The sequence below is a fragment of the Streptomyces sp. NPDC057010 genome (assembly GCF_042673805.1).
In the GTDB taxonomy this organism is placed as follows: domain Bacteria; phylum Actinomycetota; class Actinomycetes; order Streptomycetales; family Streptomycetaceae; genus Streptomyces.
In genome coordinates, this window is the sequence record NZ_JBHUSC010000011.1 from 1 (window position 1) to 24,273 (window position 24,273).

Annotated in this window: 23 protein-coding genes and 1 tRNA gene; 17 read left to right on the plus strand and 7 right to left on the minus strand. The window is 72.4% G+C overall.

Annotation, left to right across the window (positions count from 1 at the left end; genetic code table 11):
• Positions 1-206: 206 nt before the first annotated feature.
• The 3 genes from ACFTXQ_RS13550 to ACFTXQ_RS13560 all read right to left on the minus strand — a co-directional run bounded on the left by ACFTXQ_RS13550 (position 207) and on the right by ACFTXQ_RS13560 (position 3,046).
• A complete protein-coding gene (locus ACFTXQ_RS13550) occupies positions 207-1,454 on the minus strand; it encodes a histidine kinase dimerization/phospho-acceptor domain-containing protein (protein ID WP_382639765.1) in 1,248 nt (415 codons plus the stop codon).
• Complete coding sequence (locus ACFTXQ_RS13555; protein ID WP_382639768.1) at positions 1,451-2,284, minus strand: hypothetical protein; 834 nt, start codon at positions 2,282-2,284, stop codon at positions 1,451-1,453. The genes ACFTXQ_RS13550 and ACFTXQ_RS13555 overlap by 4 nt, the downstream gene beginning before the upstream one ends.
• Before the next feature lie 132 nt (positions 2,285-2,416).
• Positions 2,417-3,046, minus strand: coding sequence for a hypothetical protein (locus ACFTXQ_RS13560; RefSeq protein WP_382639771.1), 630 nt, complete (start codon positions 3,044-3,046; stop codon positions 2,417-2,419).
• 186 nt (positions 3,047-3,232) lie between these two features.
• Here ACFTXQ_RS13560 and ACFTXQ_RS13565 point away from each other — a divergent pair, with 186 nt between their 5' ends.
• A complete protein-coding gene (locus ACFTXQ_RS13565; protein ID WP_382639774.1) occupies positions 3,233-4,060 on the plus strand; it encodes a nuclease-related domain-containing protein in 828 nt (275 codons plus the stop codon).
• 314 nt (positions 4,061-4,374) lie between these two features.
• Here the strand turns inward: ACFTXQ_RS13565 and ACFTXQ_RS13570 are convergent, their stop codons facing one another.
• On the minus strand, positions 4,375-5,463 hold the full coding sequence (locus ACFTXQ_RS13570) for a Ku protein (RefSeq protein ID WP_382639777.1): 1,089 nt from the start codon (positions 5,461-5,463) through the stop codon (positions 4,375-4,377).
• Between the two features lie 31 nt (positions 5,464-5,494).
• Between ACFTXQ_RS13570 and ligD the strand changes: the two genes are divergently transcribed.
• Together ligD and ACFTXQ_RS13580 are read left to right on the plus strand one after the other, a co-directional pair.
• On the plus strand, positions 5,495-6,397 hold the full coding sequence (gene ligD, locus ACFTXQ_RS13575; RefSeq protein WP_382639780.1) for a non-homologous end-joining DNA ligase: 903 nt from the start codon (positions 5,495-5,497) through the stop codon (positions 6,395-6,397).
• Positions 6,397-7,290 carry an ATP-dependent DNA ligase gene (locus ACFTXQ_RS13580; RefSeq protein WP_382640108.1) on the plus strand — a complete coding sequence of 298 codons (894 nt, stop codon included), beginning with the start codon at positions 6,397-6,399 and terminating at the stop codon, positions 7,288-7,290. Before ligD ends, ACFTXQ_RS13580 begins: the two co-directional genes overlap by 1 nt.
• Before the next feature lie 65 nt (positions 7,291-7,355).
• On the opposite strand, the gene ACFTXQ_RS13585 is transcribed toward ACFTXQ_RS13580, so the two are convergent.
• Positions 7,356-7,751 carry a DUF6479 family protein gene (locus tag ACFTXQ_RS13585; protein ID WP_382639783.1) on the minus strand — a complete coding sequence of 132 codons (396 nt, stop codon included), beginning with the start codon at positions 7,749-7,751 and terminating at the stop codon, positions 7,356-7,358.
• 119 nt (positions 7,752-7,870) lie between these two features.
• On the opposite strand from ACFTXQ_RS13585, the gene ACFTXQ_RS13590 reads away from it, so the two are divergent.
• Positions 7,871-8,197: a plasmid stabilization protein gene (locus ACFTXQ_RS13590; RefSeq protein ID WP_382639786.1), complete on the plus strand. Its 327-nt coding sequence runs from the start codon at positions 7,871-7,873 to the stop codon at positions 8,195-8,197.
• Between the two features lie 17 nt (positions 8,198-8,214).
• On the opposite strand, the gene ACFTXQ_RS13595 is transcribed toward ACFTXQ_RS13590, so the two are convergent.
• Positions 8,215-9,198 carry an XdhC family protein gene (locus ACFTXQ_RS13595; RefSeq protein ID WP_382639789.1) on the minus strand — a complete coding sequence of 328 codons (984 nt, stop codon included), beginning with the start codon at positions 9,196-9,198 and terminating at the stop codon, positions 8,215-8,217.
• A gap of 372 nt (positions 9,199-9,570) precedes the next feature.
• Positions 9,571-9,642, minus strand: a tRNA-Arg gene (locus ACFTXQ_RS13600).
• A gap of 82 nt (positions 9,643-9,724) precedes the next feature.
• Between ACFTXQ_RS13600 and ACFTXQ_RS13605 the strand changes: the two genes are divergently transcribed.
• From ACFTXQ_RS13605 to ACFTXQ_RS13665, 13 genes are all read left to right on the plus strand, one after another.
• Positions 9,725-10,222, plus strand: coding sequence for a response regulator (locus tag ACFTXQ_RS13605; protein WP_382639792.1), 498 nt, complete (start codon positions 9,725-9,727; stop codon positions 10,220-10,222).
• 84 nt (positions 10,223-10,306) lie between these two features.
• On the plus strand, positions 10,307-11,281 hold the full coding sequence (nrtL, locus tag ACFTXQ_RS13610; RefSeq protein WP_382639795.1) for an ArgS-related anticodon-binding protein NrtL: 975 nt from the start codon (positions 10,307-10,309) through the stop codon (positions 11,279-11,281).
• 19 nt (positions 11,282-11,300) lie between these two features.
• Positions 11,301-12,692 carry a diaminopimelate decarboxylase gene (lysA, locus tag ACFTXQ_RS13615; protein ID WP_382639798.1) on the plus strand — a complete coding sequence of 464 codons (1,392 nt, stop codon included), beginning with the start codon at positions 11,301-11,303 and terminating at the stop codon, positions 12,690-12,692.
• A 159-nt stretch (positions 12,693-12,851) separates the two neighbouring features.
• Positions 12,852-14,141, plus strand: coding sequence for a homoserine dehydrogenase (locus ACFTXQ_RS13620; protein WP_382640111.1), 1,290 nt, complete (start codon positions 12,852-12,854; stop codon positions 14,139-14,141).
• Between the two features lie 6 nt (positions 14,142-14,147).
• The gene (thrC, locus tag ACFTXQ_RS13625) at positions 14,148-15,218 is read left to right on the plus strand and encodes a threonine synthase (RefSeq protein WP_382639801.1); all 1,071 of its coding nucleotides are present in this window, start codon (positions 14,148-14,150) and stop codon (positions 15,216-15,218) included.
• Between the two features lie 303 nt (positions 15,219-15,521).
• Positions 15,522-16,448 carry a homoserine kinase gene (gene thrB, locus ACFTXQ_RS13630; protein ID WP_382639804.1) on the plus strand — a complete coding sequence of 309 codons (927 nt, stop codon included), beginning with the start codon at positions 15,522-15,524 and terminating at the stop codon, positions 16,446-16,448.
• Between the two features lie 421 nt (positions 16,449-16,869).
• Positions 16,870-18,951 carry a transcription termination factor Rho gene (gene rho, locus ACFTXQ_RS13635; RefSeq protein WP_382639807.1) on the plus strand — a complete coding sequence of 694 codons (2,082 nt, stop codon included), beginning with the start codon at positions 16,870-16,872 and terminating at the stop codon, positions 18,949-18,951.
• A gap of 281 nt (positions 18,952-19,232) precedes the next feature.
• Positions 19,233-20,333 (plus strand): LCP family protein, encoded by a 1,101-nt coding sequence (locus ACFTXQ_RS13640; protein WP_382639810.1) that lies wholly within the window; start codon positions 19,233-19,235, stop codon positions 20,331-20,333.
• A gap of 171 nt (positions 20,334-20,504) precedes the next feature.
• A complete protein-coding gene (gene rpmE / locus ACFTXQ_RS13645; protein ID WP_382639812.1) occupies positions 20,505-20,723 on the plus strand; it encodes a 50S ribosomal protein L31 in 219 nt (72 codons plus the stop codon).
• Between the two features lie 126 nt (positions 20,724-20,849).
• The gene (gene prfA / locus ACFTXQ_RS13650) at positions 20,850-21,929 is read left to right on the plus strand and encodes a peptide chain release factor 1 (RefSeq protein ID WP_382639815.1); all 1,080 of its coding nucleotides are present in this window, start codon (positions 20,850-20,852) and stop codon (positions 21,927-21,929) included.
• A 92-nt stretch (positions 21,930-22,021) separates the two neighbouring features.
• Entirely contained in the window at positions 22,022-22,867 is an 846-nt protein-coding gene (gene prmC / locus ACFTXQ_RS13655; RefSeq protein ID WP_382639818.1) for a peptide chain release factor N(5)-glutamine methyltransferase, read from the plus strand.
• A 49-nt stretch (positions 22,868-22,916) separates the two neighbouring features.
• A complete protein-coding gene (locus ACFTXQ_RS13660; protein WP_355410642.1) occupies positions 22,917-23,564 on the plus strand; it encodes an L-threonylcarbamoyladenylate synthase in 648 nt (215 codons plus the stop codon).
• A complete protein-coding gene (locus tag ACFTXQ_RS13665) occupies positions 23,561-24,193 on the plus strand; it encodes a protein-tyrosine-phosphatase (RefSeq protein WP_382639822.1) in 633 nt (210 codons plus the stop codon). Before ACFTXQ_RS13660 ends, ACFTXQ_RS13665 begins: the two co-directional genes overlap by 4 nt.
• Positions 24,194-24,273: the final 80 nt, after the last annotated feature.

Below are 24,273 nucleotides of genomic sequence, written 5' to 3' on the forward strand. Positions count from 1 at the left end.
CCGCCGCCCCCCCCCGGGCCCGGCGCCGCTCCGCGCCCCCCCGCCCGGCCCCCCCCCCCACCCCGTCCCCGGCCCCGGCCCCCCGGAGCCCCCGCCAGGGGACCGCCCCCCGGCCCCCGCGAAGTCCCCGCCAGGGGACCGGCCCCCGGCCCCCCCGGAGCCCCCGCCAGGGGACCGGCCGAGCCCCGGGCCCCCGCCAAGGGGGGCTAGTCCGCCGAGCCCCCCGCCAGGGGCAGGGTGAGGACCGCCAGGGCCCCGCCCCCCTCCGCCCCCCGAAACGCCAGCGCAGCGCCAATGGCCTCGGCCTGCCCCACCGCAATCGTCAACCCCAGACCGTGCCCCTTCCCCCCGCTCCGGAACCGCTGCGGCCCGTGCGCCACCAGGTAGTCGGGGAAGCCGTCCCCGTGGTCCCGTACCGTCACCACCGGCCCGTCCACGGTCAGCACCACCGGCGCCCGCCCGTGCTTGTGCGCGTTCGCCACCAGATTCCCGAGCACCCGCTCCAGCCGCCGCCGGTCCGTCTCCACGTGCGCGTCCCGCACGATCACGACCTCCGTCGCCGTCCCCGACGCCCGCACCACCCGCCGCGCCAGCCGCCCCAGCTGGTGCAGATCGGTCTCCACCGCCTCGCTCCCCGAGTCCAGCCGCGAGATCTCCAGCAGGTCCTCCGTCAGCTGCCGCATGGTCCGTACGCGTTCCCGTACCAGCTCCGTCGGCCGCCCCTCCGGCAGCAGTTCCGACGCCGCCTGCAAGCCGGTCAGCGGCGTCCGCAGCTCGTGCGCCACGTCCGCCGTGAACCGCTGCTCGCTCTCCAGCTTCGCCTGCAGCGTCCCCGCCATCGTGTCCAGCGCCCCGGCCACCGTCGCCACCTCGTCCTGCCGCCGCGCCGGATCCTTCGTGCGCGGGTCGCCCACCCGCGCGTCGAGGTCGCCCTGCGTGATCCTCCGGGCCACCGTCGCGGTCTGGTGCAGCCGCCGCGTCACGCGCGTCACCGCGAAGGCGCCGACCAGCAGCGTCCCGCCGATCGCCAGCACCGACGAGCCGATGATCGCGTTGTCCAGGCCGCTGATCGTGCGCGCGCTCTGCCCGTAGTCGATGGCGGTGGCCAGCGCCCGCCCGTCGGCCGGCGCCGCCGCCCACATCGTCGGGCGGCCCCGGTATTCGCCCACGACCGTCCCGCGGTGCCCGCTGACGGCCAGCGCCCGCAGCCCCGGCGGAAGCCCCTCCGGATCGAGCCCCGACTCGGGCGGCAGGGCCTCGCCCGCCTCGTACGCGCGCGAGGCGTCGTGCAGCTTGGCGAGCGCCTTCTCGCGCGCCGTGGCCACGGTCTGCCGGGTCACCTCCACGTGCACCAGCGCACCCAGCACGGCGGCCAGGGAGCAGCACATCACCACGATGAAACACGCCGACTTCCAGGTCAGCGTGGCCGTCCACGCGGGCAGCCGAAGCCTCACGGCGACGCGCCCACAACGGGACCGCGCCCGGACACGGACCCGGACCCGGACCCAGGACCCCGACCGGGCCCGGTACCAGGCCCGGTCCCGGGCCCCACACCGGTACCGGCCCCCGGAGTGACACCGGAGCCCGGCCCCGTCGAGGTCTGCGGACTCCCGGGCACCCGTACGATCTGCTCGCGCGTCGGCAGCATGGTGAGCTGCTTCTCGTCCCAGGACCAGGCGGTGATCAGCTCGTAGCCGTTGTTCCCGCTGGGCACGCCCAGGATCACGTCCCGCCCGGCGAGCTCCACCGAGACCACGGTCTGCGTGGTCGCCATGATCCGGTTGAGCCGCCCGTCGGCATCCGCCGTGTACACCCGTACGGACATCATCTTGTCCGGGAACTCGATGCCGACGATCAACTCGTCCTTGTTGTTCCCCGTCAGGTCCCGGTAATACGGCGTCAGCACCGGGCACGCCGCCCGCTCGTCGTCCTCCTCCCCGCACGCCCTGATCGCGGCGGCCGTCTCGGGCGGCATCCCGTCGGCCCCGACGTCGGCCTTCGGGTGCGCCCGCAGCTCCGCCTGTACGAGGGCCACCGGGTCGACCGCGTGCACGTTCTGGTCCGGGACGGGCGGGATCCCCTTGACGTACTCGGGCGGGGCGCCACCCGGATCGGCCGGCGGCACCGCCGCGCCCTGGCGGTCGGGCCACAGGTGTACGGGCCCGCTCGCGGTCGCGGTGGCACCCGCGCTCGCCAGCCCGCCGCTCTCGCCGCAGCCCGCGATCAGCCCTACGAGGGGCACCAGGGCCAGCAGCGCGACCGTACGGTGGGGAAAGGTCTTCACGGCCCCAGGGTCCTCCTCTCCACGACGGCACGACGACTCGCCCTGCTTGACGGCGCGATCCCGTCAACCTTATGTGGAGATCCGCCCCTTTTGCCTGTGAGGCCGTGTGCCCGTGCGCTCGCGTGCCCGCGGTCAGCCGTCGGTACGCCCGCGACGCAGCATCGCGAAGCCGAGCCCGGCGGCGCCGACGGCCGCGATGCCGCCGCCCGCGGCGAGCAGCAGCATGCCGTCGCCGGGCCCGTCGGCCAGCGAGTGCAGGCGCTGCACGTCGGCCGGGCCGTCGGAGACCGTACGCGTCCCCTTCGGCGCGGAGGCGGGCACGACCTGGCCGCTGCCACCGCCGCTACGGGTGCCGGTCTTGTATCCGTCGCCCGCTACGCCGTGCGCGGCGCCCGGTGCGGGGGCGTCCCCGACCCAGGACGTCAGCCGCCCGTCGGACCGGAGCGCGGCGTGCAGATCCCCGGCACCGCCGACGGCGGTGACCCCGTCACGGCTGGTGAGCGTGGCGGCCGTGTGGCCCTCGGCGGTGAGGATGTCGGCCTGGTACGCGTCCTTGGCGACCCGGTAGACCTTCGCGGTGGAGACGCCGTCGGCGAGGGCGAGGCTCTTGACCAGCGTCCGCTGCGGACCGGCGGAGTGCGCGGACGAGGCCGCCGGCACCCCCTCGGCCAGAGCGGCGGCGGTGGGCAGCGCCAGCAGGCTTCCGGCGCATGCGGTCACGGCGGCGGCGCGAACGAGAGTGCGGCGGCTGACGGTGCTCACGGGAAGTCCTTCGGTGCGGTGTGGCGCCCTGGAGCGTCCAGGTCGCCCCAACCTATGCGGCTGCCGTTGCGGCAGCGCCCCGTTCGTGTAACAGCGGTGTCGCAGGGTGCCGTCGGAGTCGTTACACAACAGGGGGATTGCCGTGCGGCGCCGGGGCTGCTCCCATGGACGGCGGGGGTGAGGGGCATGAGGGGACTCAAGGTGCTGCCGAGCGGCCGGCCCGGCCGCGGCCGGCTGTATGTGAACCTGCCCGACGGGCAGGCGGTGGCGTGGTACGACCGGCAGGCGAACCGGATCAGCGTCCTCGCGGACGATCACCGCGAGGCGATCCTGACGGTGCTGCGCCCGTATCTGAGCGGGACCGTCGCCATCGGCCCGCCGCCGGTCCCCACGGCGGCGGAGCTGGTCGGCCTCGCCATGCCGCCGGATGCGGACCTGGCGCCGAACCGGCCGGGCGAGACCCTGCTGGGCGAACTGGAACACGGGCCCGCGGGCACCCGCGCCCGGCACCGGCTCCGCCAGGACCTGGCGGCCCAGCAGCGCATGGGGGAGGCCTTCGAGACCCTGGAGGCGGACGGCTGGCGGATCCTGCACTGCGTTCCGCTCCCGGGGATGGGCCGCATCGACCACCTGCTGATCGGGCCCGCAGGGATCTTCTGCGTGCGTACGGTCCCGGGGCGCCGTCAACGTGCCGCGGTCGGCGACCTCCTGCTCACGGTCGGCCGCGCCGAACCCCGCCCGGACCCCCGCTGGACCCGCCGCGCGGCGGCCCGCGCCACCTCGGCCCTGTCGGCCCCCGTCGCCCCCGCCCTGGCCCTGGTCGAAGCCTCCCGCCTGGAGACCGCCCCGACCCTCCGCGACATCCGCATCCTCCAGCCCCTGACGGCCCCCCGAGACCTCACCGCATCCCCGACCACCCTGAAACCCCCGGACATCGAAGCCCTGTTCACAACGGCCCGAGACCTACGAACGTGGCAGGCGCGGGGTCCGGGGCGGAGCCCCGAAAGCCCGTAGGGGCACCTGTGCACTCAGGCGGGCCAATTCCGGCCCCGCCGGCGTTTGAGGCGCGGGGTCCGGAGGCGGAGCCCCGAGTCTTTGAGCCGCGCCTGCGTCCAAGCCGCACCCTTCTGCCGTCGCCAGGCACATCCAGCCTCGCCGGCGTTTGAGGCGCGGGGTCCGGAGGCGGAGCCCCGAGTCTTTGAGCCGCGCCTGCGTCCAAGCCGCACCCTTCGGCCGTCGCCAGGCACATCCAGCCTCGCCGGCGTTTGAGGCGCGGGGTCTGGGGCGGAGCCCCGGGGAGCGGCGCCGCAGGCGCACCCCCACCCCCGTCAGGCGGAGCTCCGCTTCCGCGCCGGAGCCGCCTTCTTCGCGGCCGCCGAGGCGGACTTCTTCGCCGCCGACTTGGTCGACTTGGTCGACTTGGCGGCGGCCGTCTTCTTCGTCCCGCCCGCCGCAGCGGCCTTCTTCGCCGACGCCGCCGTCGACTTCTTCCCGCCCACCGCCTTGGGCGCGGCCGAAGCAGACCGTCCCCCGGACCCGGCACCGGCACCGGCACCGGCCCCGGCCCCGGCCTTGCGCCGAATCGGCGTCACCGCGGCCTTGCCTCCGGCCCCGGCCCCGGAGTCCGTACCCCCCTCCCCCCGCGACGCCTTCGCCGCCCGCACGCTCTTCTCCAGCGCGGCCATCAGGTCGATCACCTGCCCCCCGGCCGGCTCCACCACCGCCTCCGCCGGCTCGAACGCCCCGCCCGCCTTCGCCGCGATCAACGCCTCCACCGCGTCCCGGTAGTCGTCGCGCAGCGAGGCCATCTCCACCTCCCCCAGCGTGGCCATCAGCGCGTCCGCCAGGTCGAGTTCGGCCTCCCGCACGTTCACCGAACCCTCCGGAGCCACCCCCTCCGGCGCCCGGATCTCGTCCGGCCACAACAGCCCGTGCATCGCGATCACATCGTCGACGACCCGCAGCATGCCCAGCCGTTCCCGCCCCCGCAGCGCGTACTTCGCGATCGCCACCTTCCGGCTCCGCTTCAGTGCCTCCCGTAGCAACGTGTACGGCTTCGCCGCCGTCGCCCCGTTCGATGCCAGGTAGTACGCCGCATCCAGCTGAAGCGGATCGATCTCCTCCGCCGGCACGAACGAAACGATCTCGATCGTCTTCGCCGTGGCGATCGGCAGCTGCGCCAGGTCCTCGTCCGTGATCGGGATGATCGACCCGTCGGCCTCCTCGTACCCCTTGCCGATCTCGGCGCTCGACACCTCCTCGCCGTCCAGCTCGCACACCTTGCGGTAGCGGACCCGGCCGCCGTCGGCGAGGTGGATCTGGCGGAAGGAGATCGAGTGGCTCTCGGTGGCGTTCACGAGCTTGATCGGAATGCTGACCAAGCCGAAGGAGATCGCCCCGTTCCAAATGGATCGCACGGTTCCTCCTGATTCGTGGCAGTCTCATCGTATGACGCCGATCACAATGGTGGAGGGCCGTCGCATCGCGCTCAGCAATCTCGACAAGGTCCTGTACCCGGAGACCGGCTTCACGAAGGGCGAGGTGCTCCACTACTACGCCACCGTCGCCGCCCCGCTCCTCGCCCACGTCCACGACCGGCCGGTGTCCTTCCTCCGCTATCCCGACGGCCCGGACGGCCAGCTCTTCTTCACCAAGAACCCGCCGCCCGGCACACCCGCCTGGGTGAAGACCACGCCCGTGCCGCGCTCCGAGGACCTCTCCGCCGAACAGGTGGTCGTCGCGGACATGCCCACCCTGATGTGGGCCGCCAACCTCGTCGTGGAGTTCCACACCCCCCAGTGGCCCGCCGGCAGCCCGGCCCTCGCCGACCGGATGGTCCTCGACCTCGACCCCGGACCGCCCGCCACCGTCGTCGAGTGCTGCGCCGCCGCGCTCTGGCTGCGCGACCGGCTCGCCGCCGACGGCCTGCACGCCTACCCCAAGACCTCCGGCTCCAAGGGCGTGCACCTGTCGGTCGCCCTCGAACCGACCCCCTCCGAGCAGGTGTCGGCGTACGCGAAGCAGCTCGCGCAGGAGGCCGAGCGCGAGCTCCCCGAGCTGGTCGTGCACCGCATGGCCAAGGCCCTGCGCCCCGGCAAGGTCTTCGTCGACCACAGTCAGAACGCCGCCGCCAAGACCACCGCCGCCCCCTACACGCTGCGCGCGCGGGCCCGCCCTACGGTGTCCGCGCCGGTGTCCTGGGAGGAGGTCGAGGCCTGCCGCGACCCCGCCGACCTGGTCTTCTACGCCGACGACATCGTGCCGCGGCTGTCCCGCGACGGCGACCTCCTCGGCCCGCTCCTCGACCCCGACCGGGCCGGGAGACTGCCCGGGGGGCGGCGACGGCCGTGATCCGCGTCGCGCTCGCCACCGCCGTACGGACCCTCCCGCGGGGGGCGGGCCTGGCGTACGAGCCGAAGTTCGACGGCCACCGGCTGGTCGTGCTGCGCTCGGAGACCGACGTGGTGCTCCAGGCCCGCTCCGGCCGGATCGTGACCGGCGCGTTCCCCGATCTCGCGGCAGCCGCACTGCAGTTGCCCGCCGGGACGATCCTCGACGGGGAGGTGGTGGTGTGGCACGAGGGCCGTACGGACTTCGCCCTCGTACAGCGGCGGGCGGCGGCCACGGCCGCGCGGGCCGCCGTGCTGGCCCAGAGCCTGCCGGCCTCGTACGCCGCCTTCGACGTGCTCGAACTGGCCGGGCTCGACCTGCGCGGGCGCCCGTACGAACGCCGCCGCGCGCTCCTGGTCGACCTCCTCCTCCCGCTGGGCCCGCCCCTGCAGCCGGTGCCGATGACGACCGACCCCGAACTGGCCGCGACCTGGTACGAGACCTTGCCCGCCAGCGGCATCGAGGGGCTGGTCGTCAAGCGGCTGGACCAGACCTACCCGGCGGGGCGGCGCGGCTGGCAGAAGCTGCGGCACACGGACGTGCGCGACGCGGCGGTGGTCGGCTACACCGGCACCCCGCGCCGCCCGGTGGCCCTGGTCCTGGTGCTGCCGGTCGGGGACGAGACGCCGCTGGTGTCGAGCCCGCTGACGGCGGCGCTGCGCGCGGAGGTGATGGGGGTCGTGGCCTCCAGGGCGGAGCCGGCGGCAGCCCGGGGGCCCTCGGCGACGGTGACGGCGATCGGGCTGGGGGAGGTCCCCTTCCGCCCGCTGGACCCGCCGCTGACGGCGGAGGTCCGGCACACCTCCACGCGCCACCCGCCACCGGAGGTGCTCCGGCTGAGGACGGACCTCTGACCCGCGCGGGAGGCGCGGGCCAGAGGCCGGCGGTACGACGGGGGTGGTACGACGGGGCTGGGGAATCAGGCGTGGGCGCCGCGCCCGGCGTCCGGGGGAGCCCCGGGCTGTACGTGCGGACCGGGCCCCTCCACGGGCTTGTAGCCGGACTCGCGCTCCTTGCGGACCTCGTCCGGGTGGTCGGAGGTGGTGGAGCCGAAGTTCCCGTAGCCCTGCATCTCGTGCGGCCGCAGGCCGCCCTCGGGGATCTCCACCGGGTCCCGTTCCTCGCGGACCTCGTGCACCGCGCCGCCGTTCGGCAGGTGGGGCTGGCTCTCGGGGGTGGGGGGCGGGGGCTCCTTGGCCCTGACCCGCTGGCCCAGCTTGAAGCCGCCGAGCAGCATGCCGACGACCACCAGTCCGACGACGAAGAACCACGCGATGTCGGAGAGGACTGCGTCCACGCTCAGGATCATGTCCATACACACCATTTTCCCGCAGTTCGGCGTGATATGCGCATCCCGGGCCGGGATACCTTCACGCAACCGGGGTACGCGCTCCGCATGGCACCCGGACGCGTACAGGCGAGGAGGCCGGTCCGATGACACCCCGCGGATCTTCACCCAAACGAGAACGCCAGTACGAGCACATCAAGGAGAGCGTCGAGCAGCGCGGCGAGTCCGAGGAGAAGGCCAAGGAGATCGCCGCCCGCACGGTGAACAAGGAACGCGCGCGGGCGGGCGAGTCCAAGACGGCGAGCAGGCAGTCCCTGGAGGACATGTCCTCGTCCCGCCGCGGCGGCCTCCACTCCCACTCCGGCGCCCAGGGCCCGACGTACGACCAGCTCTACGCGGAGGCCCGGCGCCGCAACATCCACGGCCGCTCGGACATGAACAAGGCCCAGCTCGAACGGGCCCTGGAGGACTAGAGGCGGCGGATCGCCGTCTAGCCCCGCAGCGGCCCGTCCGAGTCGCGCAGGGCCCGCGTCTCGCGGCCGCCGAGCACGCCCAGGATCTCGGCGCAGATGGCGAGAGCCGTCTCGGCCGGGGTCCGCGCGCCGAGGTCGAGCCCGATCGGCCCGTGCACCAGGGCCAGTTGGGCCTCGCTCACCCCGGCGGCGACGAGCCCTTCGCGCCGTCGCGCGGTGGTTCGCCGCGAACCGAGCGCTCCCACGTACGGGATCCCGAGCTCCAGTGCGGCCCGCAGCGTCGGGACATCGAACTCCGGATCATGGCTCAGCAGCACCAGACAGGCCGCGTCGCGGTGATCGGTGAGCACCTTCAGCGCGTCCGGGGCCGCCTCCACGGTCCGCGCGCCCCAGCCCAGCAGCACGGCCTGCCGCTCGATGATCTCCGCGAGCTCGCCGCCCCCGCCGATCACCACGTACGGGGCCGAGGGATACGCCTCGACGAGCACCAGCCCGGACTCCCCGTACAGCGCGTCCCGCCCCGGCCGCCTGCTCGCCAGCAGTTCCCCGGCCCGCCGCCCGGCATCGTCGCGCGGCGCCGCCGTGGCCCGTACGACCTCACTGACCGCCTGATCGGCGGCCTCGTTCAGCCGGCTCACGAGCGCCACCCCGGCCCCCTCGCCGAGCAGCTCCCACCACTCCGCGGGGATCGCCGTCAGGGGCTGGATCAGCACCTCGGCCTGCCCGCCGCAGGTCAGCCGCGCCTCCACGGCCTCGCCCGCGCCGACCGACACCTCACACACCCGGGCGCTGTCCCCGGCCGCCATGGCCCCCGCTTCGGCAACGAGCTGCGCGTCGAACACCCCGTTGTACAGCGCCCCGACGCACTCCCCCCGCGCATCGACGAGCACGGCCCCGGCGGGGTCCCGCGGCCCGAACCCCTGCTCGGTCACGGGCCGGGCCAGATACCCCGCCCGCCCCTCGGCCACCCACTGCCGCGCCGTCTCCACCAGCTCACGCATCCCAGCCGCCCCATCCTCTGCGAGCACTCCCCGCAAAGCGCCAGGTCAACGGCACTATGCGGCCTCACGAACCACCCTACGCAGACCCCCCACCCCCACCCATCCCCCAAACCCACAGACCCCACCCCACCTCCCTCGTACAGACCACCGGAAGTCACCCCGGGCCTGCCCTGCGGTCCGCCCGACCGCGAACAGGCGGGAACGGAAGGCTCGGTGGCGCGAGGCGGTCAATCCTGGGGGTGATCGCGAGTGAGCGGAGAGACGCTGCGGGGCCCCGGGAGCGTGCACGGCACGGCAGTTGGCGGCACATACGCGAAGACCCCGTCTCAGCGAAGGCGCTGATGGCGGGGTCTTTGGGCACTTCCTGCGAAGTGCCCCCGGCAGGATTCGAACCTGCGCACACGGCTCCGGAGGCCGTTGCTCTATCCCCTGAGCTACGGGGGCGTGTCGTTCGCTGTGCGGCGACGGGTTGAACACTACCAGCTTCCGCGGGGTGATCAGGAACCGGTTTCCGGGGGAGCGGGGGGTGGGTCGCCCGGAGGGGGTGGAAGTGGCAAAAACCCGGACGCGGGGGCTTGGCTCGACCTACTCTCGAGTTGTGCCAGGCGTCTCGGGCCGGGTGCTTGTTGTCGACGACAACAAGGTCATCCGGCAGCTGATCAAGGTCAATCTCGAGCTGGAGGGCTTCGAGGTCGTGACCGCGAACGATGGTGCCGAGTGTCTGGACGTCGTGCATCGCGTGTGCCCGGATGTGATCACCCTTGATGTGGTCATGCCCCGGCTGGACGGGTTCGGGGCCGCCACTCAGCTGCGGGCCGATCCGCGGACCCGGGACGTGCCCGTCGCCATCGTCAGCGCCTGTACGCAGCACGAGGTCGAGGCCGGGATCGCGGCCGGGGTGGACGCCTTCGTCGCCAAGCCCTTCGAGCCCACCGAGCTGGTGCGCGTCGTGCGGCGCCTGATCGAGCGCAAGGACCGGCGTGACGGGAGGAGAGGGGCTCCCGCCGGGAGGGGCAGGGGGTAGGGGCCGTCGCCGTCCCAGGAGGCCTGCTGTTCACATGGCGAAACCCTTCGCTTGATGCGTGGGCGTCTCCCCTAGGCTGGTCCCGTGACCCCCGCCGACCTCTCCCGTTGCGTCGTACGCGCCGTACGCCGCGCCGTCGAGGACGGGGAGCTGCCGGTGGGGACCGAGGTGCCCGCGCGGGTTGTCGTCGAGCGGACCCGGCCCGGCGGGGTGGGGGACTACGCCACCCCCGTCGCCTTTCAGGTGGCCAAGGGTGCCCGTCGCGCCCCCGGCGAGGTGGCCGGTGTGCTGGCCCGCCGGCTGGCCGGGGAGCCCGGGGTGGAGCGGGCCGACGTCACCGGCGCCGGGTTCCTGAACTTCACGCTCGCGCCGCTGTCCGTCGCCGGGCTCGTCGATGACATCCGTGCTCGCGGCCGCCGGTACGGGTACGCCGACCGAGCCGTGGAGACCGAGCCGTTCTGCTGGGCGCCCACCGCCGGGCTGCGGCAGCGTGCCGTCCACGAGGCCGTCGTACGGCTCCTGCGCAGTCAGGGGGAGGGGAACGGCGCGCCGTGGCCGAGCGTCGCGCCCGTCGCCAAGCGGGACGGCGATGTGCGGGCCGTGTACGGGGCCGACGCCGCCGTCTGGGCCGCGCTGTCCGTGCCCGCACGCGAGACCCCCCACTTCTCCGACGAGCTGCTCGCGCAGACGGAGAGCAGCGAGTTCTTCCGCGTGCGGTACGCCCACGCCCGCGCGCGTGCGCTCGTACGGAACGCCGCGCAGCTGGGGTTCGCCGCGGAGGCCGGGGACGTGTCCGGCGCCGACGAGCTCGTTCGCGCCCTCGCCGACCACCCCCTCGTCCTCGAAGCCGCCGCGCACCACCGGGCGCCCGAGCGGCTCGTCCGGCACCTCGTCGAGCTGGCGGACGCGCTGCTCGACTTCCAGTACCGCGTCCTGCCCAAGGGGGACGAGAAACCCTCGGCCGCCCACCGCGCCCGGCTGGCTCTTGCCGAAGCCGCCGGGACGGTGCTGGCCGGCGGCCTGGCCCTGCTCGGCATCGACGCACCTGAACGCCTGTGAACAGTGAAGAGAGATACCGATGAGCCGTTCCGCGCACCCCGCCGGGCCCCGTCACGCCGACGTCCTGCCCGAGGGGCACTACTCCCCGCCCCCGGCCGACCTCAACGCCCTCGACGAGAAGGTCTGGGCCCGGACCGTCACGCGTGGCGACGACGGGGTCGTCAGCGTCGGCGGGATGGAAGTGACCAAGCTCGCCGAGGAGTTCGGGACCCCCGCCTACTTCCTTGACGAGGAGGACTTCCGGGCCCGGTGCCGGGCCTGGGCGCACGCCTTCGGCAAGGACGCGGATGTCTTCTACGCCGGAAAGGCGTTCCTCTCCAAGGCCATCGTGAAGTGGCTCAAGGAAGAGGGGCTGAATCTCGACGTGTGTTCCGGCGGGGAACTGGCCACCGCACTCGCCGCCGAAATGCCCGCCGCGCGCATTGCCTTCCACGGCAACAACAAGTCCGAGCACGAGATCCGCCGGGCCGTCGAGGCCGGAGTGGGGCGGATCGTGCTGGATTCGTTCCAGGAGATCGCCCGCGTCGCACACATCGCCCGTGAGCTGGGCGTACGCCAGCCCGTCCAGATCCGCGTGACGGTGGGGGTCGAGGCGCACACGCACGAATTCATCGCCACCGCGCACGAGGACCAGAAGTTCGGCATCGCCGTCGCCGACGGCTCCGCCGCCGAAGCCGTGCGGCGCGCGCTCGGGCACGACTCGCTGGAGCTGCTCGGCGTCCACTCCCACATCGGCTCGCAGATCTTCGACATGGCCGGCTTCGAGGTGTCCGCGAAGCGCGTCGTGCAGCTGCTGGCCGCCGTGCGCGACGAGCACGGGGTCGAGCTCCCCGAGATCGACCTCGGCGGCGGCCTCGGGATCGCCTACACGTCCGACGACGACCCGCGCGAGCCGCACGAGATCGCCAAGTCCCTCACCGAGATCGTCGCCCGGGAGTGCGAGAGCGCGGGGCTGCGGGCGCCGCGGATCTCCGTCGAGCCCGGCCGTGCCATCGTCGGGCCCACCGCCTTCACCCTCTACGAGGTCGGGACGATCAAGCCGCTGGAGGGCCTGCGGACGTACGTCTCCGTCGACGGCGGGATGTCGGACAACATCCGCACCGCGCTCTACGACGCCGAGTACTCCGTCACCCTCGTCTCCCGCACCTCCGACGCCGAGCCCATGCTCGTCCGCGTCGTCGGCAAGCACTGCGAGAGCGGCGACATCGTCGTCAAGGACGCGTTCCTGCCCGCCGACCTCGCCCCCGGCGACCTCCTCGCCGTCCCGGCCACCGGCGCGTACTGCCGCTCCATGGCCAGCAACTACAACCACGCGCTGCGTCCGCCGGTGGTCGCCGTGCGTGACGGACAGGCCCGTGTGATCGTCCGGCGCGAGACGGAGGAAGATCTCCTGCGTCTCGACCTCGGGTGATCCGCATATTTCTGGGAGAAGGCCCCGGACCCCCAAAATAGGTGTCTCACTCAATGGACCGAGGGTGGAAACTGATGTCCATTGAGTGAGACTGGTTCTCACCCCTCGCGCAATCCGCGCGCGGGGTACTGAAGGAAGACGAAAGGCGTAGGTCGAATGATGCGTACGCGTCCGCTGAAGGTGGCGCTGCTGGGCTGTGGAGTGGTCGGCTCAGAGGTGGCGCGCATCATGACGACGCACGCCGACGACCTCACGCAGAGGATCGGCGCGCCCGTCGAGCTCGCCGGTGTGGCCGTACGGCGGCCCTCCAAGGTGCGCGAGGGCATCGACCCCGCGCTCGTCACCACCGATGCGACCGCCCTCCTCAAACGCGGCGACATCGACGTCGCCATCGAGGTCATCGGCGGCATCGAGCCGGCCCGCACCCTCATCACCACCGCCTTCGAGAACGGCATCTCCGTCGTCTCCGCGAACAAGGCGCTGCTCGCCCAGGACGGCGCCGCGCTGCACGCCGCCGCCGAGAAGCACGGCCTGGACCTGTACTACGAGGCCGCCGTCGCCGGCGCCATCCCGCTGGTCCGCCCGATGCGCGAGTCCCTCGCGGGCGACAAGATCAACCGGGTCATGGGCATCGTCAACGGCACGACGAACTTCATCCTCGACAAGATGGACGCCACCGGCGCCGGCTACCAGGAGGCGCTCGACGAGGCCACCGCCCTCGGATACGCCGAAGCCGACCCCACCGCCGACGTCGAGGGCTACGACGCCGCCGCCAAGGCCGCGATCCTGGCCGGCATCGCCTTCCACACCCGGGTCCGCCTCGACGACGTCTACCGCGAGGGCATGACCGAGGTCAGCGCCTCCGACTTCGCCTCCGCCAAGCGGATGGGCTGCACCATCAAGCTCCTGGCGATCCTGGAGCGCGCCGCCGACGGCGCGTCCGTCACGGCCCGCGTGCACCCCGCGATGATCCCCCTGAGCCACCCGCTCGCCTCCGTACGCGAGGCCTACAACGCGGTCTTCGTCGAGGCGGAGGCCGCCGGGCGGCTCATGTTCTACGGGCCCGGCGCGGGCGGTTCGCCGACCGCGTCCGCGGTCCTCGGCGACCTCGTCGCCGTCTGCCGCAACAAGCTCGCCGAGGCAACGGGGCCGGGCGAGTCCGCTTACACCCAGCTGCCGGTCAGTGCCATGGGCGAAGTCGTCACCCGCTACCACATCAGCCTCGATGTGGCCGACAAGCCGGGCGTCCTCGCCCAGGTCGCGACGGTCTTCGCGGAGCACGGCGTGTCCATCGACACCGTCACCCAGCAGGGCAAGGACGGCGAGGCCTCCCTCGTCGTCGTCACTCACCGAGCGCCCGACGCCGCCCTCTCCGGGACCGTCGACGCGCTGCGGAAGCTGGACACCGTGCGCGGTGTCGCCAGCATCATGCGTGTTGAAGGGGAGTAAGGACCCATGAGCAGCAATCGCACCCACCAGTGGCGCGGCATCATCGAGGAGTACCGGGACCGCCTGCCGGTGACGGACACGACTCCCGTGGTCACACTCCGCGAGGGTGGCACGCCTCTCGTCCCCGCGCAGGTGCTCTCCGAGCGCACCGGCTGTGAGGTGCACCTCAAGGTCGAGGGGGCGAACCCCACCGGTTCCTTCAAGGACCGCGGCATGACCATGGCCATCACCAAGGCCAAGGAGGACGGCGCCAAGGCCGTCATCTGCGCCTCCACCGGCAACACCTCGGCCTCCGCCGCCGCGTACGCGGTGCGCGCCGGGATGGTCTCCGCCGTCCTCGTGCCCCGCGGCAAGATCGCGCTCGGCAAGATGGGCCAGGCCCTCGTGCACGGCGCCAAGATCCTCCAGGTGGACGGCAACTTCGACGACTGCCTGAACCTGGCCCGCGCGCTGTCGGACAACTACCCGGTGGCGCTGGTCAATTCGGTCAACCCGGTCCGCATCGAGGGCCAGAAGACCGCCGCGTTCGAGATCGTCGACGCGCTCGGTGACGCGCCCGACATCCACGTGCTGCCCGTCGGCAACGCCGGCAACATCACCGCGTACTGGCGTGGCTTCAAGGAGTACAAGGCCGACGGCCTGGCCTCCCGTACGCCCCGTGTGTGGGGTTTCCAGGCCTCCGGTTCCGCGCCCATCGTGCGCGGCGAGGTCGTCAAGGAGCCGCACACCATCGCCACCGCGATCCGGATCGGCAACCCGGCCTCCTGGGACTACGCGCTCGCCGCGAAGGAGGAGTCGGGCGGCTTCATCGACGAGGTGACGGACCGCCAGATCCTCGCCGCCTACCGGCTGTTGGCCGCCCAGGAGGGCGTCTTCGTCGAGCCCGCCTCGGCCGCCTCCGTGGCCGGCCTGCTCAAGGCCGCCGAGCAGGGCCTGGTCGACCCGGGCCAGAAGATCGTGTGCACCGTCACCGGCAACGGCCTGAAGGACCCCGACTGGGCGATCGCCGGCGCTCCGCAGCCGGTCACCGTTCCGGTTGACGCCGAAGCCGCGGCCGTCCGCCTCGGCCTGGTCTGACGCACCACCCGAGAGCCGGGTTCCGGAGGGCTCACCAGACCCTCCGGAACCCGGCAACTCACCCCGTACGAAGACAAAAGTGCGGCCGAAGGCCGCGGCACCCGCGACACGCATCGTGCGCCTCCTGTGCGCCCTATGTCGCGAGAGAACCTTCCTTCGATACGCTGTACTTACATCCGCCACCGCGCATATGACCGCGGTGCTGCCCCAAGGGCCTTCGGGTGTCGTACGTTCTCCAGTACATTCGCAGCGAGCCAGCGAAGAGCGAAGATCTCGCACAGTAACAAGGAGTGTCATCGGACGATGGCCGGTCCAGCGTTCCGCGCCGCCGCCGTACGGGTGCGCGTCCCCGCCAGCAGTGCCAACCTCGGCCCGGGCTTCGATGCCTTCGGCCTGGCCCTGGGGCTCTACGACGACGTCGTCGTCCGGGTGGCCGACTCCGGCCTGAACATCGACATCGCGGGCGAGGGCGCCGACACCCTCCCGCGGGACGAGAGCCACCTGCTCGTACGCTCCATGCGCACCGCCTTCGACCTGCTGGGCGGCCAGCCGCGCGGCCTCGAGGTCGTCTGCGCCAACCGCATCCCGCACGGCCGCGGCCTCGGCTCCTCCTCCGCCGCCATCTGCGCCGGCATCGTCGCCGCCCGCGCCGTGACCATAGGCGGAGAGGCCAAGCTCGACGACACCGCCCTCCTGGAGCTCGCCACCGAGATCGAGGGGCACCCCGACAACGTCGCCGCCTGTCTGCTCGGGGGCTTCACCCTGGCGTGGATGGACGGCGGCAGCGCCAAGGCGATCCGGATGGAGCCCGCCGATTCCATCGTTCCGGTGGTCTTCGTCCCCTCCAAGCCGGTCCTGACGGAGACCGCGCGCGGCCTGCTGCCGCGCACCGTCCCGCACGTGGACGCGGCCGTCAACGCGGGCCGCGCGGGTCTGCTCGTGGAGGCCCTGACCAGGCGTCCCGAGTTCCTGCTGGCGGCCACCGAAGACCGGCTCCACCAGGAGTACCGGTCCCCGGCGATGCCCGAGAGCGTGGCACTCGTCAACCGGCTGCGGGCGGACGGCATCCCCGCGGTCATCTCCGGCGCGGGCCCCACGGTCCTGGCGCTGGTCGACAACGGCGCGGCCGACAAGGTCGCGCAGCTCGCGGGCGAGGGGTGGGCGGCCAACCGGCTCGCACTCGACGCCGCGGGCGCGAGCGTACTTCCGCTGGGCACCCAGGGCGGCTGAGTCAGGGCCGGTCAGGGGCGTGGGCGGCCAGGGCAGGCCGCCCGCGCGGAAGGGCGCGATTGCCGGTGATTGAGAGGGGGAATGTCTGTTGGATCCGGTAGTGTTAACCTCAAGTGCGTATCCGAAGCCGCCATGGCTCGGTGCTCAGTGTCCCAATCCGGGACCACCTTTCTTCCGGGAGCCTCCCCGACTGCTTTGATCACTTCCAGCAGTTTCGAGCACGCTCCGGAATCGGCGTGACATTCCCACGCTTCAAGCTCGGGGGCTTCTCGCCGGAACCACCCATGCACGTTTCTCTCCGCCGTCTCTCTATCGGCGGACCACTCGCCCCGGCACAGTTCACACACCCGGACTGCTGTCGGACAGCACAACCGGTCGCCGAGCCAGACAGGCCGACGTCCGCTCCAGGGAAGGACCCTTCGTGAGCGACACCACCGATCTGATGGGCGCTGCCGACACCTCTGTCGACGCCAGTGCCCCCGCCGCGGGCGCGGCCCCCAAGCGCCGCCGCTCCGGCACCGGCCTCGACGGCATGGTCCTGGCCGAGCTGCAGCAGGTCGCGTCGGGCCTCGGGATCAGGGGCACCGCGCGGATGCGCAAGAGCCAGCTGATCGAGGTCATCAAGGAGGCGCAGGCGGGTGGCGGCAGCGCCCCCAAGGCCGCGTCCTCCGCCGCGGGCGCCGCCGACACCGCCGAGGCCAAGCCGAAGCGCCGCGCCACCAGCAAGGCCCGTACGGGCGAGGCCGCCGCCGAGGCTCCGGCCGAGAAGCCCGCCGCCGCGCCGGCGCAGATCGAGATCCCGGGCCAGCCGGCCTCCGACGACGCCCCCGTGGGCGAGCGCCGTCGCCGTCGGGCCACGGCCCCCTCCGGCAGCCCGGAGGCCGCGGCCCCCGCCGCTGCCGTGCAGGTCGAGGCGAAGACCGAGACCGTCACCGCCGCCGCGCCGGCGGAGACCAAGGCCGAGGCCGCGACCGCCGTCTCCGCGCCCGCCCAGGAGGGCGAGGGCCGCGGCCGGCGCGACCGCCGTGACCGCGCCGAGCGCGGGGACCGCCAGCGTGACCGCCGTGACCGCGGCGCCAAGGCCGACGACCAGGGCCAGGGCGGCCAGGGTCAGGGCGGCCAGGGCGCGCAGGGCGGCCAGGGCGGCGGCCGTCAGGACCGTCAGCAGCAGGGCGGCCGCCAGGACCGTCAGGACCGCCAGCAGCAGGGCCAGCAGGGCCGTCAGGACCGCCAGGATGGCGGCCCGCAGGACGACTTCGACGACGAGGGCGGCCGTCGTGGCCGTCGCGGCCGCTACCGCGACCGCCGTGGCCGTCGTGGCCGCGACGAGTTCGCGCCGAACGAGCCGCAGGTCGCCGACGACGACGTCCTGATCCCCGTCGCGGGCATCCTCGACATCCTCGACAACTACGCGTTCATCCGGACCTCGGGCTACCTGCCCGGCCCCAACGACGTGTACGTCTCCCTCGCCCAGGTCCGCAAGGCCGGCCTGCGCAAGGGCGACCACACCACCGGTGCCGTGCGCCAGCCCAAGGACGGCGAGCGCCGCGAGAAGTTCAACGCCCTCGTGCGTCTGGACTCGGTGAACGGCATGGCGCCCGAATCCGGCCGCGGCCGCCCGGAGTTCCAGAAGCTGACCCCGCTCTACCCGCAGGACCGGCTCCGCCTGGAGACCGACCCGGGCGTGCTGACCACCCGCATCATCGACCTCGTGTCGCCGATCGGTAAGGGCCAGCGCGGTCTGATCGTGGCCCCGCCGAAGACCGGCAAGACCATGATCATGCAGGCGATCGCCAACGCGATCACCACCAACAACCCCGAGTGCCACCTGATGGTCGTCCTGGTCGACGAGCGTCCGGAAGAGGTCACCGACATGCAGCGGTCGGTCAAGGGCGAGGTCATCTCCTCGACCTTCGACCGCCCGGCCGAGGACCACACCACCGTCGCCGAGCTGGCCATCGAGCGCGCCAAGCGCCTCGTCGAGCTGGGTCACGACGTGGTCGTCCTGCTGGACTCCATCACCCGTCTGGGCCGCGCGTACAACCTCGCGGCGCCCGCCTCCGGCCGCATCCTGTCCGGTGGTGTCGACTCGACCGCGCTGTACCCGCCGAAGCGCTTCTTCGGTGCCGCGCGCAACATCGAGGACGGCGGCTCGCTGACCATCCTGGCCACCGCGCTGGTCGACACCGGCTCGCGCATGGACGAGGTGATCTTCGAGGAGTTCAAGGGCACCGGCAACATGGAGCTCAAGCTCGACCGGAAGCTCGCCGACAAGCGCATCTTCCCGGCCGTCGACGTCGACCCGTCGGGCACCCGCAAGGAGGAGATCCTCCTCAACGCGGAGGAGCTCGCCATCGTCTGGAAGCTGCGCCGGGTGCTGCACGCACTCGACTCGCAGCAGGCGATCGAGCTGCTTCTCGACAAGATGAAGCAGACGAAGTCGAACGCCGAGTTCCTGATGCAGATCGCTAAGACGACCCCGTCGGGCAAGAACGACGACTGACGGTAGTCCGCGCGTCACCGCAGCCGCCCCCGCCGCATCCGCGGCGGGGGCGGCTGTGCTTTTTCGCACATGTCGGCACCGGATGAACCTCTGTCCGCAATCCGGCGTCCCCTGGCAAAACCCCAGGTCGAGGCGGCATTACGTAGCGCCTATCCCGGGAGGCGGCCCTTTTGGCCCAGGTCGGAGGGCCGCGCCGGCCGTGGAACCCTGGAGCGCGTTCGCCCGTCTGTGTCAGCAGACGCAGAGCAGCACGGGGAACCGGACCCAGGACTGAGGAGAGCATGAGCGAGGAAAGCAACGGCCGCGGCCGGCGCGCCGCGGGCCGGCGCCGACGGAAGCCGCCGGCGCGCCGCAGAGCCCTCGCCATCGTCGCGTGGAGCGCCGCGGGCGTGGTCCTGCTCGGCGGGGCGGGCCTCGGCTACTTCTACTTCAAGTTCAACGGGAACCTGAAGACCGTCGACATCGACCAGGCGCTCGGCACCGACCGTCCGCAGAACATAGACAACGGCTCGATGGACATCCTCGTCCTCGGCTCCGACTCCCGCGGCGGCGCGAACTCCGAGTACGGCCAGGACGACGGCGGCTCCGCCCGCTCCGACACCGCGATGATCGTCCACCTGTACGAGGGCCACAAGAAGGCCAGCGTCGTGTCCATACCGCGCGACACGATGATCGCCCAGCCCTCCTGCACCATGCCCAACGGGAAGACCGACCCCGGCAGCCGGCGCAGGCAGTTCAACGAGGCCTTCACCATCGGCGGGGCCGCCTGCGCGGTCAAGACCGTCGAGAAGATGTCGGGGATCCGCATGGACCACTACATCGAGGTCGACTTCACCGGCTTCAAGAAGATCATCGACACCCTCGGCGGCGTGGACGTGACCATCACCAAGCCGATCAAGGACGGTGCCAGCCACCTCGACCTCGCGGCGGGCCCCCACAGGCTCAACGGGGAGCAGGCCCTCGGTGTCGTCCGTACCCGCAAGAGCGTGGGGGACGGCAGCGACCTTGGCCGAATACAGCTCCAGCAGGCCTTCATCAAGGCGCTGATCAAGCAGGTCAAGAGCATCGGCCTGTTCGACAACCCCAAGAGGCTGCTCGATCTCGCCGACACCGGCACCAAGACGATCACCACCGACAAGGCGCTCGGCGATGTGAAGTCCCTCATGGGCTTCGCCCAGAGCCTCCAGGGCATCGACGCCAAGGACATGCAGATGATCACGCTGCCGGTGACCGTGGACCCCCTCGACTCCGACCGCGTGGCCCCGCTGACCAAGCAGTCCAAGCTGGTCTGGGACGCCCTGCTGGCGGACCAGCCCGTCCCCGCCGAGGCCACCGAGAACTCGATGGGCGACAAGGGCACGGTCGGCGGGATAGTCCAGTAGGCGGGCCCCGGCGCCGCCGCGGAATACATGCGGGCCCTCCTCCGTTGAGGGAGGCGTCCTCAGAATTTTGACAGGCAGCCCGGTCCTGGCAGACTGGTCTGTCGGCCCCGGTTCACGCAGCGCGCAATTCGGCCCCTGCGACCCGGCGCCCTCCCGAATCTAGGAGACACCTTGAAGCGCGATGTTCACCCCGAGTACGTCGAGACCCAGGTCAGCTGCACCTGTGGCGCGTCGTTCACCACCCGCTCCACGCTGACCAGCGGCACCATCCGTGCCGAGGTCTGCTCCGAGTGCCACCCCTTCTACACCGGCAAGCAGAAGATCCTCGACACCGGTGGCCGCGTGGCCCGCTTCGAGGCTCGCTTCGGCAAGGGTGCGGCCAAGAAGTAGCGCGACCCAGGCGCCGGTCACCGGCCGCCCCCTGTCCATGCGGGGGTGGCCGGACCGGCGCCTTTGTCGTCGTCCAGCCCCGCCACCCAGTGCCGTTCTTTCGTACTTTCACCACAGGAGCCCCCGATGTTCGAGGCGGTCGAGGAACTGATCGGCGAACACGCCGATCTTGAGAAGAAGCTCGCCGACCCTTCGGTCCACTCGGATCAGGCCAACGCCCGCAAGCTGAACAAGCGCTACGCGGAGCTGACGCCGATCGTCGCGACCTTCCGTGCGTGGAAGCAGACGGCCGAGGACATCGAGACGGCCAAGGAGCTTAGCGCCGACGACCCCGACTTCGCGGCCGAGGTCAAGGAGCTGACCGTGCAGCGCGAGGAGCTCACCGAGAAGCTCCGCCTGCTGCTGGTCCCGCGCGACCCCAGCGACGACAAGGACGTGCTCCTCGAGGTCAAGGCGGGCGCGGGCGGCGACGAGTCGGCGCTGTTCGCCGGCGACCTGCTGCGCATGTACCTGCGCTACGCCGAGCGCGTGGGCTGGAAGACCGAGATCATCGACGCCACCGAGTCCGAGCTCGGCGGCTACAAGGACGTCCAGGTCTCCGTCCGCACCAAGGGCGGCAACGGCGCCACCGAGCCCGGCCAGGGCGTGTGGGCCCGCCTGAAGTACGAGGGCGGCGTGCACCGCGTCCAGCGGGTTCCGGCCACCGAGTCCCAGGGCCGCATCCACACCTCCGCCGCCGGCGTGCTCGTCACCCCGGAGGCCGAGGAGGTCGAGGTCGAGATCAACATGAACGACCTCCGCATCGACGTGTACCGCTCGTCGGGCCCCGGCGGCCAGTCCGTCAACACCACCGACTCGGCCGTGCGCATCACGCACATCCCGACCGGTGTGGTCGCCTCCTGCCAGAACGAGAAGAGCCAGCTCCAGAACAAGGAGCAGGCCATGCGCATCCTGCGCTCGCGCCTGCTGGCAGCCGCCCAGGAAGCCGCCGAGCAGGAGGCCTCCGACGTGCGCCGCAGCCAGGTCCGCTCCGTGGACCGCTCCGAGAAGATCCGTACGTACAACTTCCCGGAAAACCGGATCTCGGACCACCGCACCGGATTCAAGGCGTACAACTTGGACCAGGTGCTCGACGGCGACCTCGACTCGGTCATCCAGGCCTGTGTCGACGCCGACTCCGCGGCCAAGCTCGCCGCCGCGCAGTAAGAGCCGCAACGCCCCGCACCACCCCCCTCCCCCAAGCTCTCGGCTTCGCTCGAGCAGGGGGGACCCCCATGACAGCAGCCCGGAGGACCAGCGTGAACTTGCTGCTTGCCGAGGTGGCCCAGGCCACCCAGCGGCTGGCCGCCGCCGGCGTGCCCTCACCGCGCTTCGACGCGGAGGAGCTCGCGGCCTTCGTGCACGGCGTCAAGCGGGGGGAACTGCACCACGTCAAGGACGCGGACTTCGACGCCCGCTACTGGGAGGCCGTCGCCCGCCGCGAGGCGCGCGAGCCGCTCCAGCACATCACCGGCCGCGCCTTCTTCCGCTATCTGGAGCTCCAGGTCGGGCCCGGGGTGTTCGTGCCCCGGCCCGAGACCGAGTCGGTCGTGGACTGGGCCATACACGCCGTGCGGGCGATGGACGTGGTCGAGCCGATGATCGTCGACCTGTGCAGCGGCTCCGGCGCGATCGCCCTGGCGATGGCGCAGGAGGTGCCGCGCTCGCGCGTCCACGCGGTCGAGCTGTCCGAGGAGGCCCTGCGGTGGACCCGCAAGAACGCCGAGGGCTCACGGGTCACCGTCCACCAGGGTGACGCGCTCAGCGCCCTGCCCGAGCTCGACGGACAGGTCGACCTGGTCATCTCCAACCCGCCGTACATCCCGCTCACCGAGTGGGAGTACGTGGCCCCTGAGGCCCGGGACCACGATCCGGAGATGGCGCTCTTCTCCGGCGAGGACGGCCTCGACACCATCCGCGGCATCGAGCGCACCGCCCACCGGCTGCTCAGGCCCGGCGGAATCGTCGTCGTCGAGCACGCCGACACCCAGGGCGGCCAGGTGCCCTGGATCTTCGCCGAGGAGCGGGGCTGGGCCGACGCGGCCGACCACCCGGACCTCAACAACCGCCCGCGCTTCGCCACCGCCCGCAAGGCGATGCCGTGACCGGCGCGCCCCTTCCCCACACCCCCCTGCTGCACGAGGAGAACCGCTGATGGCCCGGCGATACGACTGCAACGACGCGACGGACCGCAAGACGGGTCTGCGTGAAGCCGCATCCGCCGTGCGTCGCGGCGAGCTCGTCGTGCTGCCCACCGACACCCTGTACGGGATCGGCGCGGACGCCTTCAGCCCGGAGGCCGTCCACGACCTGCTCGCCGCCAAGGGGCGGGGCCGCGGCATGCCCACCCCGGTGCTCATCGGCTCCCCGAACACCCTGCACGGCCTGGTCACGGACTTCTCCGAGCAGGCGTGGGAGCTCGTCGACGCCTTCTGGCCGGGCGCGCTGACGCTCGTCGCCAAGCACCAGCCCTCGCTGGCCTGGGACCTGGGGGACACCCACGGCACCGTCGCCGTACGGATGCCCCTGCACCCCGTCGCGATCGAGCTGCTGACCGAGGTCGGCCCGATGGCGGTGTCCTCGGCGAACCTGACCGGGCACCCGGCGCCGGAGGACTGCGACGCGGCGCGCGAGATGCTCGGGGACTCCGTGTCGGTGTACCTGGACGGCGGGCCGACGCCCGGCATCCAGCCGTCGTCGATCGTCGACGTCACCGGGAAGGTTCCCGTCCTGCTGCGCGAGGGCGCGCTCACCGCGGACCAGCTGCGGGAGGTCGTACCCGACCTCGAGGTCGCCCCGTGAGCCCTGAGGGGCGTGGCATAGCCGGTGGCGACATTTTCCGCATACTCCACGTCAGCACCGGCAACGTCTGCCGCTCGCCGATCACCGAGCGGCTGACGCGGCACGCCCTCGCGCACCGGCTGGGAGGCCTCGTCCACGGGGACCTCATCGTGGAGAGCGCCGGCACGTGGGGCCACGAGGGCGCCCCGATGGAGGCGAACGCGGCCGCCGTGCTGGAGGACTTCGGGGCCGACGCGTCCGGGTTCACCGGGCGGGAGCTGCTGGACGAGCACGTCATCCGGGCCGACCTGGTGCTGACCGCCACGCGGGACCACCGGGCGCAGGTCATCTCGATGGGCCACTCGGCGGGGCTGCGGACGTTCACCCTGAAGGAGTTCACGCGGCTGGTGCGGGCCATAGATCCGGCAACGCTGCCGCCGCTGGACGACGGCATGGCGGAGCGGGCGCGGGCCCTGGTCCGGGCCGCGGCCGCCCTGCGGGGCTGGCTGCTGGCGCCGTCCCCCGACGCGGACGAGGTGTACGACCCGTACGGGGCGCCGATCACGTTCTTCCGCTCGATCGGCGACGAGATCAACCAGGCGCTGGACCCGGTGGTCACGGCCCTGACGGGTGTCACGGCGCGCCGCTGACCCGGCGGCCGGAGGCCGACGCAGCGGGCCGACGCCCGGGAGGCCCCCTGGGGCCGAGCGGTGCGAGGAGCGCGTTGAGA